The sequence below is a fragment of the Streptomyces sp. NPDC057638 genome, from assembly GCF_042800315.1.
In the GTDB taxonomy this organism is placed as follows: domain Bacteria; phylum Actinomycetota; class Actinomycetes; order Streptomycetales; family Streptomycetaceae; genus Streptomyces.
The window spans coordinates 25,527-42,378 of record NZ_JBHVHF010000030.1; the positions used below are offsets into that span (position 1 = coordinate 25,527).

At 71.8% G+C, this 16,852-nt stretch carries 12 protein-coding genes; 8 read left to right on the top strand and 4 right to left on the bottom strand.

All coding sequences use genetic code 11. The features are described 5' to 3' along the window. Positions 1-16: 16 nt before the first annotated feature. The 3 genes from cydB (at position 17) to ACFVIM_RS07005 (ending at position 6,581) form a co-directional block, all read left to right on the top strand. The gene (gene cydB, locus ACFVIM_RS06995; RefSeq protein ID WP_384299513.1) at positions 17-1,018 is read left to right on the top strand and encodes a cytochrome d ubiquinol oxidase subunit II; all 1,002 of its coding nucleotides are present in this window, start codon (positions 17-19) and stop codon (positions 1,016-1,018) included. 15 nt (positions 1,019-1,033) lie between these two features. Further along, entirely contained in the window at positions 1,034-4,624 is a 3,591-nt protein-coding gene (gene cydD, locus ACFVIM_RS07000; protein WP_384299516.1) for a thiol reductant ABC exporter subunit CydD, read from the top strand. A 106-nt stretch (positions 4,625-4,730) separates the two neighbouring features. Next, on the top strand, positions 4,731-6,581 hold the full coding sequence (locus ACFVIM_RS07005; RefSeq protein ID WP_384299518.1) for a GAF domain-containing sensor histidine kinase: 1,851 nt from the start codon (positions 4,731-4,733) through the stop codon (positions 6,579-6,581). A gap of 184 nt (positions 6,582-6,765) precedes the next feature. Here the strand turns inward: ACFVIM_RS07005 and ACFVIM_RS07010 are convergent, their stop codons facing one another. Further along, positions 6,766-7,620 carry a Cof-type HAD-IIB family hydrolase gene (locus tag ACFVIM_RS07010; RefSeq protein WP_384299520.1) on the bottom strand — a complete coding sequence of 285 codons (855 nt, stop codon included), beginning with the start codon at positions 7,618-7,620 and terminating at the stop codon, positions 6,766-6,768. 460 nt (positions 7,621-8,080) lie between these two features. On the opposite strand from ACFVIM_RS07010, the gene ACFVIM_RS07015 reads away from it, so the two are divergent. After that, entirely contained in the window at positions 8,081-8,977 is an 897-nt protein-coding gene (locus tag ACFVIM_RS07015; RefSeq protein ID WP_384299523.1) for an LLM class flavin-dependent oxidoreductase, read from the top strand. Positions 8,978-9,195: 218 nt separating this feature from the next. Here the strand turns inward: ACFVIM_RS07015 and ACFVIM_RS07020 are convergent, their stop codons facing one another. From ACFVIM_RS07020 to ACFVIM_RS07030, 3 genes are all read right to left on the bottom strand, one after another. Beyond that, complete coding sequence (locus ACFVIM_RS07020; RefSeq protein WP_384299525.1) at positions 9,196-10,410, bottom strand: MerR family transcriptional regulator; 1,215 nt, start codon at positions 10,408-10,410, stop codon at positions 9,196-9,198. Continuing rightward, on the bottom strand, positions 10,407-12,149 hold the full coding sequence (locus ACFVIM_RS07025) for an SDR family oxidoreductase (protein ID WP_384299543.1): 1,743 nt from the start codon (positions 12,147-12,149) through the stop codon (positions 10,407-10,409). The genes ACFVIM_RS07020 and ACFVIM_RS07025 overlap by 4 nt, the downstream gene beginning before the upstream one ends. Before the next feature lie 86 nt (positions 12,150-12,235). Next, complete coding sequence (locus tag ACFVIM_RS07030) at positions 12,236-12,409, bottom strand: hypothetical protein (RefSeq protein ID WP_384299527.1); 174 nt, start codon at positions 12,407-12,409, stop codon at positions 12,236-12,238. A gap of 751 nt (positions 12,410-13,160) precedes the next feature. On the opposite strand from ACFVIM_RS07030, the gene ACFVIM_RS07035 reads away from it, so the two are divergent. The 4 genes from ACFVIM_RS07035 to ACFVIM_RS07050 are packed head-to-tail and all read left to right on the top strand — an operon-like array spanning position 13,161 to position 16,700. Then, positions 13,161-14,156 (top strand): ABC transporter ATP-binding protein, encoded by a 996-nt coding sequence (locus ACFVIM_RS07035; RefSeq protein ID WP_384299546.1) that lies wholly within the window; start codon positions 13,161-13,163, stop codon positions 14,154-14,156. Further along, entirely contained in the window at positions 14,153-15,055 is a 903-nt protein-coding gene (locus ACFVIM_RS07040) for an ABC transporter permease (RefSeq protein WP_384299529.1), read from the top strand. The genes ACFVIM_RS07035 and ACFVIM_RS07040 overlap by 4 nt, the downstream gene beginning before the upstream one ends. Beyond that, positions 15,052-15,963 carry an ABC transporter ATP-binding protein gene (locus ACFVIM_RS07045; RefSeq protein WP_384299531.1) on the top strand — a complete coding sequence of 304 codons (912 nt, stop codon included), beginning with the start codon at positions 15,052-15,054 and terminating at the stop codon, positions 15,961-15,963. The genes ACFVIM_RS07040 and ACFVIM_RS07045 overlap by 4 nt, the downstream gene beginning before the upstream one ends. Before the next feature lie 17 nt (positions 15,964-15,980). Further along, positions 15,981-16,700 carry an ABC transporter permease gene (locus ACFVIM_RS07050; protein WP_384299533.1) on the top strand — a complete coding sequence of 240 codons (720 nt, stop codon included), beginning with the start codon at positions 15,981-15,983 and terminating at the stop codon, positions 16,698-16,700. Positions 16,701-16,852: the final 152 nt, after the last annotated feature.

Here is a 16,852-nt window from a genome sequence, read left to right on the forward strand (position 1 = left end):
GAGGAGCTGCTGAGGCATGGAACTCCACGACGTCTGGTTCATCCTGATCGCCGTCCTGTGGACCGGTTACTTCTTCCTTGAGGGCTTTGACTTCGGGGTGGGCGTCCTGACCAAACTGCTCGCCCGCGACCGCAAGGAACGACGGGTCCTGATCAACACCATCGGACCCGTCTGGGACGGCAACGAGGTGTGGCTGCTCTCGGCGGGCGGTGCGACGTTCGCCGCCTTCCCCGAGTGGTACGCCACCCTCTTCTCCGGCTTCTATCTGCCGCTGCTGCTGATCCTGGTCTGTCTGATCGTGCGCGGTGTCTCCTTCGAGTACCGCCATAAGCGGCCCGAGGAGAGCTGGCAGCGCAATTGGGAGAACGCGATCTTCTGGACCTCGCTGCTCCCCGCCTTCCTCTGGGGAGTGGCGTTCGGGAACATCGTGCGCGGAGTGAAGATCGACGGCGATATGGAGTACGTCGGCAATGTCGCCGATCTGCTCAACGCCTATTCGATCCTGGGCGGACTGGTCACGCTCACTCTCTTCACCTTCCATGGCTCGGTCTTCGTCGCCCTGAAGACGGTCGGTGATATCCGCACCCGGGCCCGTGCGCTGGCGCTGCGACTGGGCCTGGTCACCGCCGTTCTGGCGCTGGGCTTTCTGAGCTGGACCCAGGCCATGCGCGGGGACTCCTGGAGCCTGGCGGCGATGGTGCTCGCCGTGGTCTCGCTGGTCGCCGCGCTCGGCGCCAACCAGGCCGGGCGGGAGGGCTGGGCGTTCGCCTTCTCCGGCGTCACGATCGTGGCCGCCGTCGCGATGCTCTTCCTGACGCTCTTCCCGAACGTCATGCCGTCCTCGCTCAATGACGCCTGGAACCTGACGGTCACCAACGCCTCGTCCACGCCGTACACCCTGAAGATCATGACGTGGTGCGCGGGCATCGCCACCCCGGTCGTGCTGCTCTACCAGGGCTGGACCTACTGGGTCTTCCGCAAGCGGATCGGCACCCAGCACATCGCCGACGCCCACTAGTGGGGGATGTTTCACGTGAAACCGATTGACCCGCGTCTGCTCCGGTACGCCCGCGCCACCCGTGGCTTTCTGCTGGCGGTGGTTCTCCTCGGTCTGCTCGGGGCGGCGCTGGTCGTCGCCCAGGCGATACTGATCGCCGAGGTGGTGGTGGGTGCCTTCGAGAAGGGGCTCGCCGCCGCCGATCTTGTCACCCCGCTGGCCCTGCTGGCGGCGGTGGCCGTCGGCAGGGCGGTGGTCTCCTGGCTCACCGAACTCGCCGCCCACCGTGCCAGCGCGGCGGTGAAGTCGGAGCTGAGGGAGAAGCTGCTCGCCCGTGCCACCGAGCTGGGCCCCGGATGGCTCAGCGGTCAGCGCACCGGCTCGCTGGTCGCCCTCGCCACCCGGGGTATCGACGCGCTGGACGACTACTTCTCCCGCTATCTGCCCCAGCTCGGACTCGCCGTGGTGGTGCCGATCGCGGTGCTGGCGCGGATCGTCACCGAGGACTGGGTCTCGGCCGCGATCATCGTGGGCACCCTGCCGCTGATCCCCCTCTTCATGGTGCTGATCGGCTGGTACACCCAGGGCCGGATGGACCGCCAGTGGCGGATGCTCTCCCGGCTCTCCGGCCACTTCCTCGATGTGGTCGCGGGTCTGCCGACCCTCAAGATCTTCGGCCGCGCCAAGGCGCAGGCCGAGTCGATCCGTACGATCACCGCCGAGTACCGCCGCGCGACCATGCGCACCCTGCGGATCGCCTTCATCTCCTCCTTCGCCCTGGAACTGCTCTCGACGCTCTCGGTCGCGCTGGTCGCCGTCACCATCGGCATGCGGCTGGTCCATGGCGACATGGACCTCTACACCGGACTGGTGATCCTGGTCCTGGCGCCCGAGGCGTATCTCCCGCTGCGGATGGTGGGCACGCAGTACCACGCGGCGGCCGAGGGACTGGCCGCCGCCGAGGAGATCTTCACCGTGTTGGAGCGCTCCCCGGTGCCTGGCGGTACGAAGGAGCCGGGCCCGGCGCTCGGACTGGAGCTGGACGGGGTCACCGTCCGCTACCCCGGACGGGCCGAACCCGCGCTCGCCCACGCCTCGCTCACGGTGGCGGAGGGCGAGACGGTGGCCCTGGTCGGGCCCAGCGGGGCCGGAAAGTCAACGCTGCTGGATGTGGTGCTGGGCTTCACCGCGCCGGGCGAGGGCCGGGTACGGATCGGTGGCGTCGATCTGGCCGAGCTGGATCCGGCCCGCTGGCGGGAGCGGATCGCCTGGGTGCCCCAGCGTCCCCATCTCTTCGCGGGCACGATCGCCGAGAACGTACGGCTGGCCCGGCCCGACGCCGATGACCAGGCCCTGTGGGCGGCGCTGCGGGAGGCGGGGGCCGAGGGCTTCGTCAGCGCGCTGCCGCAGGGCGTCGAGACCCCGCTCGGCGAGGACGGCGCCGGGCTCTCCGCCGGGCAGCGCCAGCGACTGGCGCTGGCGCGGGCCTTCCTGGCCGAGCGGCCGGTGCTGCTGCTGGACGAGCCGACGGCCGCGCTGGACGGGGAGACCGAGGAGGGCGTGGTCGAGGCGGTACGGAGGCTGGCGGTCGGCCGGACCGTGCTGCTGGTCGTCCACCGCCCGGCCCTGCTGGCCGTCGCGGACCGGGTGGTCCGGCTGGAGCCCTCGGCAGCGGATGCCCTGGCCGGGGCGCCGGGCATCGACTCCGTACCTCCGCAGGAGCCCACGGCGGCGGGGCGGTACGACGGGACCATGCCCGACGAGGAGTTCCATCTCGCGGAGCACGGGGCGGCCGGGGAGTACCGGCTCACCGCCACCGGGGACCGGCGGGTTCCCGCGCTCACCCGGGTGCGGGCGGCGGCCGGGGGACAGCGCGGCCGGTTCTGGCTGGCGCTGCTGCTCGGCTCGCTCGCGATGGCCTCGGCGGTCGGACTGATGGCCGTCTCCGGCTATCTGATCTCCCGCGCCTCCGAACAGCCGCCCGTGCTCTATCTGATGATGGCCGTCACCGCGACCCGCGCCTTCGGGATCGGCCGGGCCGTCTTCCGCTACGCCGAGCGGCTGGTCTCCCATGACGCCGTGCTGCGGATGCTCGCCGAACTGCGGGTGGCGGTCTACCGGCGGCTGGAGCGGATCGCCCCGGCCGGACTGGGCCGCAGCCGACGCGGCGATCTGCTCTCCCGGCTGGTCAGCGATGTCGACGCGCTCCAGGACTACTGGCTGCGCTGGCTGCTGCCCGCCGGGGTGGCGCTGACCGTCAGCGTGGCGTCGGTCGGATTCACCGCCTGGATGCTGCCCGAGGCCGGGGCGGTGCTCGCGGCCGGGCTGCTGGTCGCCGGGGTGGGTGTGCCGCTGATCAGCGGCGCCATGACCCGGCGGGCCGAGCGTCAGCTCGCCCCCGCCCGGGGCGTGCTCGCCACCCGGCTGGTCGATCTGCTGCGTGGCACCGCCGAACTCACCGTCGCCGGAGCCCTCGCGGACCGGCTCGCCGGTGCCCGCGAGGCCGATCGCGCGCTCACCCGCATCGCCGCGCGGGGCGCCGCCTCCACCGCGCTCGGCGGCGGACTCGCCACCCTCGCCTGTGGGCTGACGGTCGTCCTCTCCGCGCTGGCCGGAGTGCAGGCGGTACGGGATGGCCGACTCGACGGTGTCGCGCTGGCCCTGGTGGTGCTCACCCCGCTCGCCGCGTTCGAGGCCGTGACCGGGCTGCCGCTCGCGGTGCGCTACCGGCAGCGGGTGCGCCGCAGCGCCGAGCGGGTGTACGAGGTGCTGGACGCGCCCGACCCCGTACCGGACCCGGAAGAGCCGGGGGCGGCGCCCGCGACGGCGTTCCCCCTTCGGCTGCGGGGGCTGCGGGCCCGCTGGCCCGGCGCCGGGCACGACGCGCTCACCGGGGTCGACCTCACCCTCACCCCGGGCCGCAGGATCGCCGTCGTCGGGACCTCCGGCTCCGGTAAGACCACCCTCGCGCAGACGCTGGTGCGCTTCCTGGATCCCCAGGAGGGCGACTACACCCTCGGCGGGGTCGCGGCGCACACGCTGGACGGGGACGCGGTGCGGCGGCTGGTCGGGCTCTGTGCCCAGGACGCCCATGTCTTCGACAGCACCGTGCGGGAGAACCTCCGGCTCGCCCGCCCCGACGCCACCGTGGACCAGCTGCGGGCCGCGCTCGCCGGCGCCCGGCTGCTGGAGTGGGCCGACTCGCTGCCGGACGGGCTCGACACCCTCGTCGGGGAACACGGCGCCCAGCTCTCCGGCGGCCAGCGGCAGCGGCTGGCGCTGGCACGGGCGCTGCTCGCGGACTTCCCCGTACTGGTGCTGGACGAGCCGGCCGAGCACCTCGACCTCGCCACGGCCGACGCCCTGACGGCGGATCTGCTGGCGGCGAGCGAGGGGCGGACCGCGCGGGGCGCGGCGACCGTACTGATCACCCACCGGCTCCAGGGACTGGAGGCGGTGGACGAGGTGCTCGTCCTGGAGGGCGGCCGGGTGGTGCAGCGCGGTCCGTTCAGGGAACTGGTGGAGTCGCAGGGGCCGCTGCGGCGGATGCGTGAGCGGGAGCGGGCGGCGGAACGGATGGCGGAAGGCATGGCGGACCGGACGGGCGCGGCCGTGGCGGCCGGGTAGGGACGGGTTCTCCGGGGGCGGTGGCGGGACCTCTCCGGCCGGGAAAGGGCCGGAGGGGTGTACGTATGGCTTTCCTCATGAAAAGGGAATTAATAGGCTCAAGGGCATGAGTGTGCCCGAACCGAATGAGTGGCGGACGGATCCGCTGGAGGCCGCGACGCGGGCCACGCGAAGTCTTCAGGGGCTCTCCAGCGAGCTGACCGCGCGGGTGCCCCAGCTGCTGGAGGCGATGCGCTCCGTCGGGACCGGGCTGGAGCTGCACTCCACGCTCGACCGCATCTGTGAGACGGCGGCCGAGCTGGCCGACGCGCGGTACGCCGCGATCGGTGTGGTCGACGAGGAGGGGCAGGGGCTTTCCGACTTCGTCACCCATGGGGTGGACGAGCGGGTCGCGCGGCGGATCGGACGCCGTCCCGACGGGCAGCGGGGGCTGCTCGGGGCGCTGATCCACGACCCCGTACCGGTACGGCTGGCCGATCTGACCTCCGATCCCCGCTTCGCGGGCTTTCCTCCCGGCCATCCGCCGATGCGGAGCTTCCTCGGGGTACCGATCCGGGTCCAGGGCGAGATCTTCGGCAACCTCTATCTCGCGGAGAAGCACGGCGGCGGCGCGTTCAACGACGACGACCTCCATATGGTCCGGGTCCTCGCCACCGAGGCCGGTATCGCCATCGGCAACGCCCGGCTCTACGAGGCCGCGCGCCAGCGGGAGCGGTGGATCGACGGCTCGGTCGCCGTGACCACGGCCCTCCTCTCCGGGCGGGACGCCGATGACGCCCTGGCCGTCGTCGCGGAACAGGCGCGCAGGCTCGCCGACGCGGCGGCCGGGATCGTGATGCTCCCCGCCGACGGGGGTGGTCTGGAGGTCGTCGCCGTGGCCTTGCGGGAGCCGGGGAGCCCGGGGCGCGGTGTGTCGGCTGACCAGGAGTCCGGGGTCCTGGCCGGTCAGGAGCCCGGGAGTCCGGCCGGTCAGCCGGGGAATCCGGTCGGCCCGGAGCCCGGGAGCCCGGCGGGAGGCGAGCCAGGGATCCCGCTCGGGGTGGTGGTCCCGCCGGAGAGCGAGATCGTCGCCGAGCTGCTCGCCGGGCGGCCGGTCTTCCTGACCGACGCCGCCAGCGATCCCCGTATCGTCACCACGCTGGCGGAACGGTACGGGCCGACCATGACCCTGCCGCTCCAGAGCGGCGGCCGGGTGCTGGGCGCGCTGGCGATGCCCAGGGCGCGGGGGCGGCGCCCCTTCACCGAGGCGGAACGGACGCTCGCGACCCAGTTCGCCTCCCAGGCCGCGCTCGCGCTGATCATGGCGGAGGCGCAGCGGGACCGGGAGCGGCTCGCGGTCTACGAGGACCGTGACCGTATCGCCCGTGATCTCCATGACCTGGTCATCCAGCGGCTGTTCGCCACCGGCATGATGCTGGAGGGCGCCCAGCGCCGCTCCCGGGTGCCCGCCGTACAGGACGGGGTCGGCAAGGCCGTCGACGAACTCGATGTGACCATCCAGGAGATCCGGACCGCGATCTTCGCCCTTCAGCAGGGCCCCGCCGAGGCGCCGTCGGGGCTCCGGGCGCGGGTGCTGAGGGAGATCCATATGGCCGCCGTGCCGCTGGGGTTCACCCCGGAGCACCGCTTCGTCGGGCCGGTGGACACCCTGGTCTCCGAACTGACCGGGAAGAACCTCATCGCGGCGCTGCGCGAGGCCCTGTCCAATGCCTTCCGGCACGCGCGGGCCCACCGGATCGAGGTCGTCGTGGACGCCACGGCCACCCTGCCGGACGGACGGGCCGGGGTGCGGCTGTCCGTCGCCGACGACGGGGTGGGCATCGCGGCCGGAGGGCGGCGCAGCGGGCTGCGCAATCTCGCCCGCCGGGCGGAATCCCTCGGCGGATCGAGCGGCTCCGGGCCCGGGCTCGGAGCGGGCGGCGGCGGCACGGCCCTGCGCTGGGAGGCACCCCTCTAGCGGCGTCTTCGTCGGGGCGGCGGAGCGGGAGTCCGTACGGGGCGGCGGAGCGGCTCTTCGTACGGAGTCGGGAATCGGCACTCCGTACGAGGTCGAGGCGAGGGTTTTCGTACGGGGTCGAGGAGCGGCTCTTCGTACGGGGTCGAGGAGCGGGTTCCGGATGAGGGCGGAGAAGGCGCGGGGGTCAGAGACGGCGCAGGATACGTTCGATGACGACCGCGACGCCGTCCTCGTTGTTGGCGACGGTACGGCCGGAGGCGGCGGCGATCACCTCGGGATGGGCGTTGCCCATCGCGTACGACGTTCCCGCCCAGGACAGCATCTCCACGTCGTTGGGCATATCGCCGAAGGCCACGACCTCGGCCGCCGCTATCCCGCGCTCGGCGCAGCACAGCTCCAGGGTGCTGGCCTTGCTGACGCCGGCGGCGCTGATCTCCAGCAGGGCGGTGGGGCTGGAGCGGGTGAGGGAGGCGATCGAGCCCGCCGCCGCCCGTGCCCGGGCGAGGAAGGCGTCCGGGTCCAGCGCGTCATGGTGGGCGAGGATCTTGAGCACGGGCACGGCGGACTCCCCCGGCGTCGCCGGGGCCAGCAGCTTCTCGGCGACCGCGACGGTCGCGCCCGGGTCGAAGGAGAACGGCGGCGGATAGGTGGGCTCATGGTGGAAGCCGGTGGTGGTCTCCACCCCGAAGGTGATCCCGGGCACCGCCTCCCGCAGCCGCCGCACCACCTCCAGCGCGTCCTCGCGTGCCAGCGGCCGTGCTCTCAGCAGCCGTATGCCGTCCCGTAGATCCACCACGGCGGCGCCGTTGGCGCAGATCGCCAGCCCATGGCCGTGCACATGGTCACTGACGACCTCCATCCAGCGCGCCGGGCGTCCGGTGACGAAGAAAACCTCGATCCCGGCCGCCTCGGCCGCCGCGAGCGCGGCGACCGTCCGCTCGGAGACGGACTTGTCATCACGCAGCAGCGTGCCGTCCAGATCGGTGGCGATCAGCCGGGGGACGGAAGGAAGCCGCTGAAGATCCTGAGCTGAGGTCACGCGCCCATTCTCGCGTACGGGGTTCGTATGGGAGTGCGGTACGGACCGGGGAGCGGGTGGGGCTGGGGAGCGGGCTGGTCGGGGCGGAGGCAGGAGGTCACGCCTTCCTCCCTGATGCGCGCTGAGCTACGGAAGCGCCGTATGGAGGGAGCAAGGGTCGACGCGGGTGCTCAGATCGGCTCGACGGCGATGCGGGGGTGGCACAGTCGGCGTAGATCGTCCATGTCGCTCGTGACGACGGTGACGTCGCCGTGCTCAGCGTGAGCTGTGGCCGCGAGCCCGCTGATGCGGTCGCCGATGGCGGAGGCGGCGGGACGGAGCGCGTTCTCGTACCGCCATGACGTGCTGCGGCGCGATATCGCCGCGCCACGGTAGTGCCCCCATCGGCGTCGGCGTGGTCTCCCCGCTCTGTGCCGTCGGCATATCCATGGCGGCGGCAAGCCCGCGTATCGTCGGGCTCATGCGTCTGAGTACGGTGATCCTCCCCATCCACCGGTGGGCCGAAGGGCAGAAGATCTGGCGGCGGGCCGAAGAGCTCGGATTTCACACCGCGTACACCTACGACCATCTGACCTGGCGGTCGTTCCGGGACGGGCCATGGTTCGGCGCGATACCCACGCTCACGGCCGCGGCGTCGGTGACGCACCGTATGCGCTTGGGAACCCTTGTGACGTCCCCCAACTTCCGGCATCCGGTCACACTCGCCAAGGAGCTGATGTCCCTGGACGACATCTCCGGTGGGCGGTTCACTCTCGGCATCGGGGCGGGCGGGGGCGGGTTCGACGCCACGGCGCTGGGGCAGACGGCCTGGACGCCCAAGGAGCGGGCCGACCGGTTCGCGGAGTTCGTCCCCTTGCTGGACCGGCTGCTGACCGAGCGGGCGGTGACCGTCTCGGGCACGCACTACTCGGCGGTGGAGGCGCGCTCGGTGCCCGGCTGTGTGCAGCGGCCCCGGCTGCCCTTCGCGGTGGCCGCGACCGGGCCGCGCGGGATGCGGCTCGCGGCCGAGCACGGTCAGGCGTGGGTGACCACCGGAGACCCGGCGATCTTCGAGACGGGCACTCCCGAGGAGTCCCGTGAGGCCCTGCGGGGCCAGCTCGGCCGACTCGCCAAGGTGTGCGCCGACAGCGGGCGGGATCCGGAGGAGATGGACCGGGTGCTGCTCACCGGGTTCACCCCGGACCGAGGTGCTCCGCTGGAGTCGCTGGACGCCTTCGTGGACTTCGCCGGACACCACTTCGCCCTCGGCTTCACGGAGATCGTCATCCACGCGCCCATCCCCGACTCGCCGTTCGCGGCCGATCCGGTGGTCTTCGAGCGGATCGCCACCGAGGCCCTGGCGCAGCTGCGGACGTGAGGGGTGGGCGGGTGGCCCCGGGTGGTGGTTCCGGGATGATCCCGGGCGGCGCCCGGTCCGGTGCATCGGGCCCTGGTTCCCCCCTCCGGCCGGGTGGAACCAGGCGCTCGGCGCTCCGCGAAGCTCACGGGAAATCTCCGCTCCAGAAGGTTTGATCCACAACCAACTCCGGTTATCCACAGGATTCTCCGTGAGTCTGTGGACAACCGGTGTGTGGCTCATCCCCTTTGGGTTACTTCCGTCGGTGGTTGACCTGCTGTGGACAGGGCGTCCAAGGTCCGGGCGCACACCTCCCGTTCGGTCGCGGCCGTGATGAACGCGGCCGCGTTCGCCTCACCCACCAGCCGCTGGACCGCGCGCACGGTCTCGGCCGGAAGCGGGACCGGGCGCGGTGCCTCGCCGACGGGGGGCGGTCCGTCCGCCGTGAGGTGGTGGTGGAGCTGGCGGGTGGCGAAGGCGCGCATCGCACGGGCCAGTTCGGCGTCGACGGACCGCTGGGCGAGCGGGCGCAGCCGGCGCACCAGGGCCGCGGCCTCCGTCGCGTCGGTGTCGCTGCGCGAGGGGTGTCCCAGATAGCGGGCGAAGACATGCTCGGTGGTGAACTCCAGAAAACGTGTCGCTATGTGCTCGACCTGGCCGCGCAGTTCCCGCAGATGACCGGTGATCGCCGTCATCGGCACCCCGGCCGCGTGCAACTCGACCGCCACGGACAGCTCCTGCGGGCTGGGCACCAGAAACTCGTCATCGCGCCCCGGTACCGGCTCCAGCACCCCCAGCGCCACCGCCTCCGCGACGGCGTCCTCCGCCGAAAGCCGCGTGTCCGGGGGCCGCGTGTCCGCCGGGGGCCGCGTATCCGGGGGCCGCTCGGGCGCCGGGAGCCCGTCGGTCGCCGGATGCCCGTCCCGCGCGGAGGATCCGCCCGCTGTCGGGAGCCCGTTCCGGCCCGGGGCGGCGGTGCTCGGGACGGCAGTGCCCGGAGCAGCGGCATCCGCCGGGGTCGTGGCCTCCGGCGCGGTCGTGGCCTCCGCTGGGGCCGTAGCGTTCGCCGGGGGCCGCTCCCGCGCCGGGAGCCCGTCCTCACCCGGGGTGCCGCCGAAGCGCTCCCACAGCTCCGCCCGGGTGATCCGGGCCGTCCGCTCGTCCGTCCACGGCCCGTGCACCTCGGCGACGAGCCCCAGCACCCCGCCCAGGCCCCGCCCGGTGTCCCATGCCTCCAACAGCTCCTTGATGGAGGCCAGGGTGTAGCCCCGGTCGAGCAGATCCGCGATCTGGCGCAGCCGGGTGAGGTGGGCCGCGCCATAGACATTGGACCGGCCGCGCCGCTCCGGCTTCGGCAGCAGCCCACGGTCCTGGTAGGCGCGGATGGTCCGTACCGTGGTCCCGCTGTGCTGGGCCAGGCCCTCGATCCGGTACTCGGCGGCGCTGGTGCTCACAGCGGTCGTTCCAGCCGGGCCAGCGCCCGCATCAGCCGGGGGGTGTGCCGGGAGACCAGCATCATCAGCCGGGCCTCCGGCGCCACCGGGACGATCCCCTGGTTCCGCAGCACCGCCCGGAGGATGGCCTCCGCGACCTTCTCCGGCGGGAAGTTGCGCCGTGCGTAGATCCGCGCCGCCCGCTCCTGGCGGCGGGCCTCCTCCTCCGGCCCGGCCCCGGCGAACCTGCTGGTCCTGATGATGTTCGTGTTGATCAGGCCCGGACATATCGTGCTGACCCCGATGCCCTCGCCTGCCAGCTCCGCCCGCAGTCCCTCGCTCAGCGACAGCACCGCCGCCTTGGTCGCGCTGTAGGCGGGCAGTGACTTCAGCGGGTGGAAGGCCGCGGCCGAGGAGACATTGACGATATGGCCGCCCTGCCCGCGCCGGGACATCTGCGCGCCGAAGAGGCGGCAGCCGTGCACCACGCCCCACAGATTGCTGTCGAGCACCTTCTTCCACTCGTCGGTGGTGGTGGCGAAGAACGGCCCGGTGATCCCGATCCCGGCGTTGTTGACCAGCACGTCCACCACCCCGTACTCGGCGGCGACCTTCGCGGCCAGCTTCTCCATCGCGGCCGCGTCACCGACGTCGGCCACCTCGGGCCAGGCCTCGGGCGCCCCGGCGAGCCGCGCCATCTCCGCCGTCCGCGCCACGCCCACCGCGTCCCGGTCCACCGCGACGATCCTCGCCCGCGCCTCGGCGAACGCGAACGCCGTCGCCCGGCCGATGCCGCTCGCCGCCCCCGTGACCAGCACGAGCTGTCCGCCGAACCGCTCGGCGTACGGTGCCGCCGCCGTGGTCTCCAGCGCCGCTCCGGTCCCGGCGGGGGCGCCCTCCTGCGCCAGGACGAACTCCGCTATCCAGGCCGACACCTGGTCGGGCCGGGTGCGGGGGACCCAGTGCCGGGCCTGGAGCGTACGGCGGGTCAGCCGGGGCACCCACCGCGCCAGATCGTCATAGAGCCGCTCGGAGAGATAGGCGTCATGGGTCGGGGTGATCAGCTGCACCGGTACGTGCGCGTACGCGTCGGTACGGGGGCGCCGCAGCCGGGAGCGGATGTTGTCCCGGTAGAGCCAGGCCCCCTGGGCACCGTCGCTGGGCAAGGACGGGGTGGGGTACTCACCGGCCGGGACACGCTCCAGCAGGGCCAGGGTCTTCGGCCACCGTCCGGCCAGCGGTCCGCGCCAGACCAGCTCCGGCAGGGCGGGGGCGTGGAGCAGATAGACGTACCAGGAGCGGGCCCCCTGGCCGAGCACCTGGCCGACCCGCCGGGGTGTCGGCCGGTGCATCCGCTCCTTGATCCAGTGACCCATGTGGTCGAGGGAGGGGCCCGACATGGAGGTGAAGGAGGCGATCCTCCCCTCGGTCCGTTGGACGGTGACGAACTCCCACGCCTGGGCCGACCCCCAGTCATGGCCGACCAGATGGACCGGCCGGTCCGGACTCACCGCGTCCGCCACCGCCAGGAAGTCGTCGGTCAGCTTCTCCAGGGTGAACCCGCCCCGCAGCGGTCGGGGCGCGGTGGAGCGGCCGTGGCCCCGCACGTCGTAGATCACCACATGGAAGCGGTCGGCCAGCCGCTCCGCCACCTCCGACCAGACCTCCTTGCTGTCCGGATAGCCGTGGATGAGGATGACCGTCGGCTGGTCGCTGTCCCCTCGTTCGGCGACGCACAGCTCGACCCCGCCCGTCCGCACCCAGCGCTCCCGGGCCCCGGTGAGGGGACCGGAGACGGGCTGATGGACGGGCCCGTGGGCGGTCCCGTCAGGAGAACCGGAAGAAATCACGTCTGCTCCCTCGCTGTCGGCCGCGCCTGCGGCAGATCGTCATCCCGCCAGATCGCGCTCTCGCGTGGGTCCCGGGAGTCGGTGACCCCGAGGAGTTCCTCGCCCGTCGCGCCCGTCGTCCGGACACCGAGATGGAGCCCGACCGCCCAGAGCCCGCGCGATGGGGGCACCTCCAGACGCGGGCCTGGCGGAGGGTGGCCGGCGGACCGCTGCCCGCTCCACAGCGGCGACCAGCCGTCCCGCACCCCTCGCACCGCGTCCCGCGCCCCTCCTCCGAGCGCCCGGGCGCCCCTCACCGCCGTGCACATCCCGAGCCCCCCTCCCGTCTCCGTCCGGTACGGCGCGTGTGCGCACCGTGACAGTGACGAATGTGACAATGGTCGGCGGCGACGTCAAGGGGCCCGGATCGGCCTGTGGATAACCGCCGTTGGGTCTGCGGACGGTCGTTCTTCCTGTGCGCCGAACACCCGCTTCACCCAGTTCTGGGTAGTTTTTGTCTGCGGTCCGTCCTCAAGCGCCGAACCGCAGTTCCCGGAACCGCAGCCCCGGAACTGCCGCGCCCGGAACTGCCGTCCGCGCATCTGCCGCCCCCATCCCCATCCCCACTCCCATCCCCATCTCCGTCTGTGTCCCCCTCACCAGAACCGCCGTCCCCGTCACCGCCGTCCTCGGACCCGTCGCCTCCGGTTCCGTATCCGCCCCGTACCCCGAGAGGGTCCCCACGCGTCCGGCACGACCTCACCCCCCGTCTCCTCGTCTTTCGTCGGTTCCCGCGGCCGCGCTCGGTCTCCTGCGGTAGGGCTCCCCTACGGGTCCGTACTCCTGGAGTCGGACACCGATCCCCCCACACGGTCTGACGACCGGTGTGGCCCGGGCCCCTACGGTCGAGGGGTGACTGTGATCGTGACCGAAAGCCTGAGCATGCGGTTCCCGCGGGTGACCGCTCTTGACCGGCTCTCCTTGGACATCGGACCGGGTGTGACCGGACTGGTGGGTGCCAATGGAGCCGGCAAGTCCACCTTGATCAAGATCCTCCTGGGGCTCTCCCCCGCCACGGAGGGCCGGGCCGCCGTGCTCGGTCTCGATGTCGCCACCCAGGGCGGCCAGATCCGCGAGCGGGTGGGGTACATGCCCGAGCACGACTGTCTGCCGCCGGACGTCTCGGCGACCGAGTTCGTGGTCCATATGGCGCGGATGTCGGGGCTGCCCCCGACCGCCGCCCGTGAGCGGACCGCCGACACCCTGCGCCATGTCGGTCTGTACGAGGAGCGCTACCGCCCCATCGGCGGCTACTCGACCGGTATGAAGCAGCGGGTGAAGCTCGCCCAGGCACTGGTCCACGACCCCAAGCTGGTCTTCCTCGACGAGCCGACCAACGGTCTCGACCCCGTCGGCCGGGATGACATGCTCGGGCTGATCCGCCGGGTCTACACCGACTTCGGCATCTCGGTGCTGGTGACCTCCCATCTCCTCGGCGAGCTGGAGCGCACCTGCGACCATGTCGTCGTCATCGACGGCGGCTCGCTGCTGCGCTCCTCCTCCACCAGCGACTTCACCCAGACCACGGCGACCCTCGCGGTCGAGGTCACCGACTCCGACGAGCATCCGGACGGCACCGCCGCGCTCCGCGAGCGGCTGACCGGCGCCGGACTCACCCTCCACGACCGCCTGGAGGAGGGGCTTCCGGGAGCGGGCCGCATCCTGCTGGTGGAAGCCGCCGGTGAGCAGACGTACGACGTGGTCCGCGACGCGGTCGTGGGACTCGGCCTCGGTCTCGTACGGATGGAACAGCGCCGTCACCACATAGCCGAGGTCTTCCAGCCGACGGCGACGGCGACCGCCCAGGGCGCCACCGGCCCGGCCCAGGACAGCGCGGCCCCGGCCGCGGACGACGCGAGGGGGGCGCGCACCACATGAGCAGCCACACCCCGGGGGCCGCCCCCGAGACCACCCGTATCCACAACATCGGCTACCGCAATTACGACGGCGCCCGCCTCGGCCGCGCCTACGCGCGCCGCTCGCTCTTCTCGCAGTCACTGCGCGGCGCGTACGGTCTCGGCCGCTCGGCCAAGTCCAAGGTGCTGCCGATGATCCTGTTCGCGGTGATGTGCGTCCCCGCGGCGATCATGGTCGCGGTCGCGGTCGCCACCAAGGCGAACAAGCTCCCCTTGGAGTACACCAACTACGCGGTCGTCATGCAGGGGATCATCGGGCTCTATCTGGCGTCGCAGGCGCCGCAGTCCGTCTCCAGGGACCTGCGCTTCAAGACGGTCCCCCTGTACTTCTCGCGTCCCGTCGAGCGTGTCGACTACGTGCTCGCCAAGTACGGCGCGATGGCGTCCGCGCTCTTCGTGCTCACCGCCGTGCCGCTGGTGATCCTCTATCTGGGCGCGCTGCTGGCCAAGCTGGACTTCGCCACCCAGACGGAGGACTTCGCCCAGGGGCTCGTCTCGGTCACGCTGCTCTCGCTGCTCTATGGCGGGCTCGGTCTGGTGATGGCCGCGCTCACCCCGCGCCGCGGGTTCGGTGTCGCCGCCGTCATCGCCACGCTGACCATCACCTATGGTGCCGTCTCCACCGTCCAGGCCATCGCCTGGGAGACGGGTTCGTCCGGCGTGGTCCAGTGGTTCGGCCTCTTCTCGCCCGCCACGCTCATCGACGGCGTCCAGGTCGCCTTCCTCGGTGCCACCTCCAACTTCCCGGGCGAGGCCGGCCCGAGCACCTCCGTGGGCGTGGTCTACCTCCTGGTCGTTCTCGCGCTGATCGCCGGTTCGTACGCCGCTCTGATGCGCCGCTACCGAAAGGTCGGGCTGTGACCACGATCTCCATCGACCACACCTCGCGGTGGTTCGGCAACGTCGTCGCCGTCAACGACGTGACGATGAACATCGGCCCGGGCGTCACCGGACTCCTCGGCCCCAATGGCGCCGGGAAGTCCACCCTCATCAATATGATGGGCGGCTTCCTCGCCCCCTCGACCGGCACCGTCACCCTTGACGGAGCGCCGATCTGGCGCAATGAGTCCGTCTACAAGGAGATCGGCGTCGTCCCCGAGCGCGAGGCGATGTACGACTTCCTCACCGGGCGCGAGTTCGTCGTCGCCAACGCCGAGCTGCACGGCCTCGGTGACCAGGAGGCGCGGCGCGCGCTCGCCACCGTGGAGATGGAGTACGCGCAGGACCGCAAGATCGGTACGTACAGCAAGGGCATGCGCCAGCGGGTCAAGATGGCCTCGGCGCTGGTCCACGAGCCGTCCGTGCTGCTGCTGGACGAGCCGTTCAACGGCATGGACCCGCGCCAGCGTATGCAGCTCATGGATCTGCTGCGGCGGATGGGCGCCGAGGGCCGCACGGTCCTGTTCTCCTCCCACATCCTGGAGGAGGTCGAGCAGCTCGCCGCGCATATCGAGGTCATCGTCGCCGGGCGGCATGCCGCGTCGGGTGACTTCCGCCGGATCCGGCGGCTGATGACGGACCGGCCGCACCGCTATCTCGTACGCTCCAGCGACGACCGGGCGCTCGCCGCCGCGCTGATCGCCGACCCGTCGACGGCGGGCATCGAGGTGGATCTCGCGGAGGGGGCGCTGAAGGTGCAGGCGGTCGACTTCGGCCGGTTCACGGAGCTGTTGCCGCGCGTCGCCCAGAACAACTCCATCCGGTTGCTGACGGTCTCGCCCTCGGACGAATCCCTCGAATCGGTCTTCTCTTACCTCGTATCGGCCTGAAAGGAGGCGTGACGTCGATGTACAACCCCACTGTCGCCCGGCTCACCTACCGGGCCGTGCTCGGTCGGCGCCGGGCCGCGATCCTCTTCGTCCTGCCCGCGCTGCTGCTGGCGATCTCCATCGCCGTACGGGCGTTCAACGGCGTGGACGACCAGGTCACTAACTCCGTCCTCGGCGGCTTCGCGCTCGCCACGATGGTTCCGCTGATCGGGGTGATCGCGGGCACCGGCGCGATCGGCCCCGAGATAGACGACGGCTCCATCGTCTATCTGCTCGCCAAGCCGGTCTCCCGGCCGACGATCATCTTCACCAAGCTGATCGTGGCCATCGCGGTCACCATGGCCTTCTCGGCCATCCCCACCCTGGTCGCCGGATTCGTCCTCAACGGCAATGGCCAGCAGATAGCGGTCGCCTACACCGTCGCGGCGCTGGTCGCCTCGATCGCCTACAGCGCCGTCTTCCTGCTGCTGGGCACCGTCAGCCGTAACGCCGTGGTCATCGGTCTGATCTACGCCCTGGTCTGGGAGGCCCTCTTCGGCACCCTGGTCGAGGGTGCCCGGATGCTGAGCATCCAGCAGTGGTCCCTCTCCCTCGCGGAGCGGATCGCGGGCGAGGGCCTGATCGGCTCGGACGTCGGCCTTCCGCTGGCCATCGTGCTGCTGGTCGGCGTCACCGCCCTCGCGACGTGGTACGCGGGCCAGAAGCTGCGGGTGCTGAAGCTCGCGGGCGAGGAGTAGAGACCCGGTTCCGCCCTTCGTCCCGTACGACGCGAGAGACCGTACGCGGTACGAGAGGTTCGTCCCCGTACGGTACGAAAGGTTGATGCGTACGGTACGGAAATCGGCGAAATAGTACGGAAACGGGCCGCCCGCACGGATGGTGCGGGCGG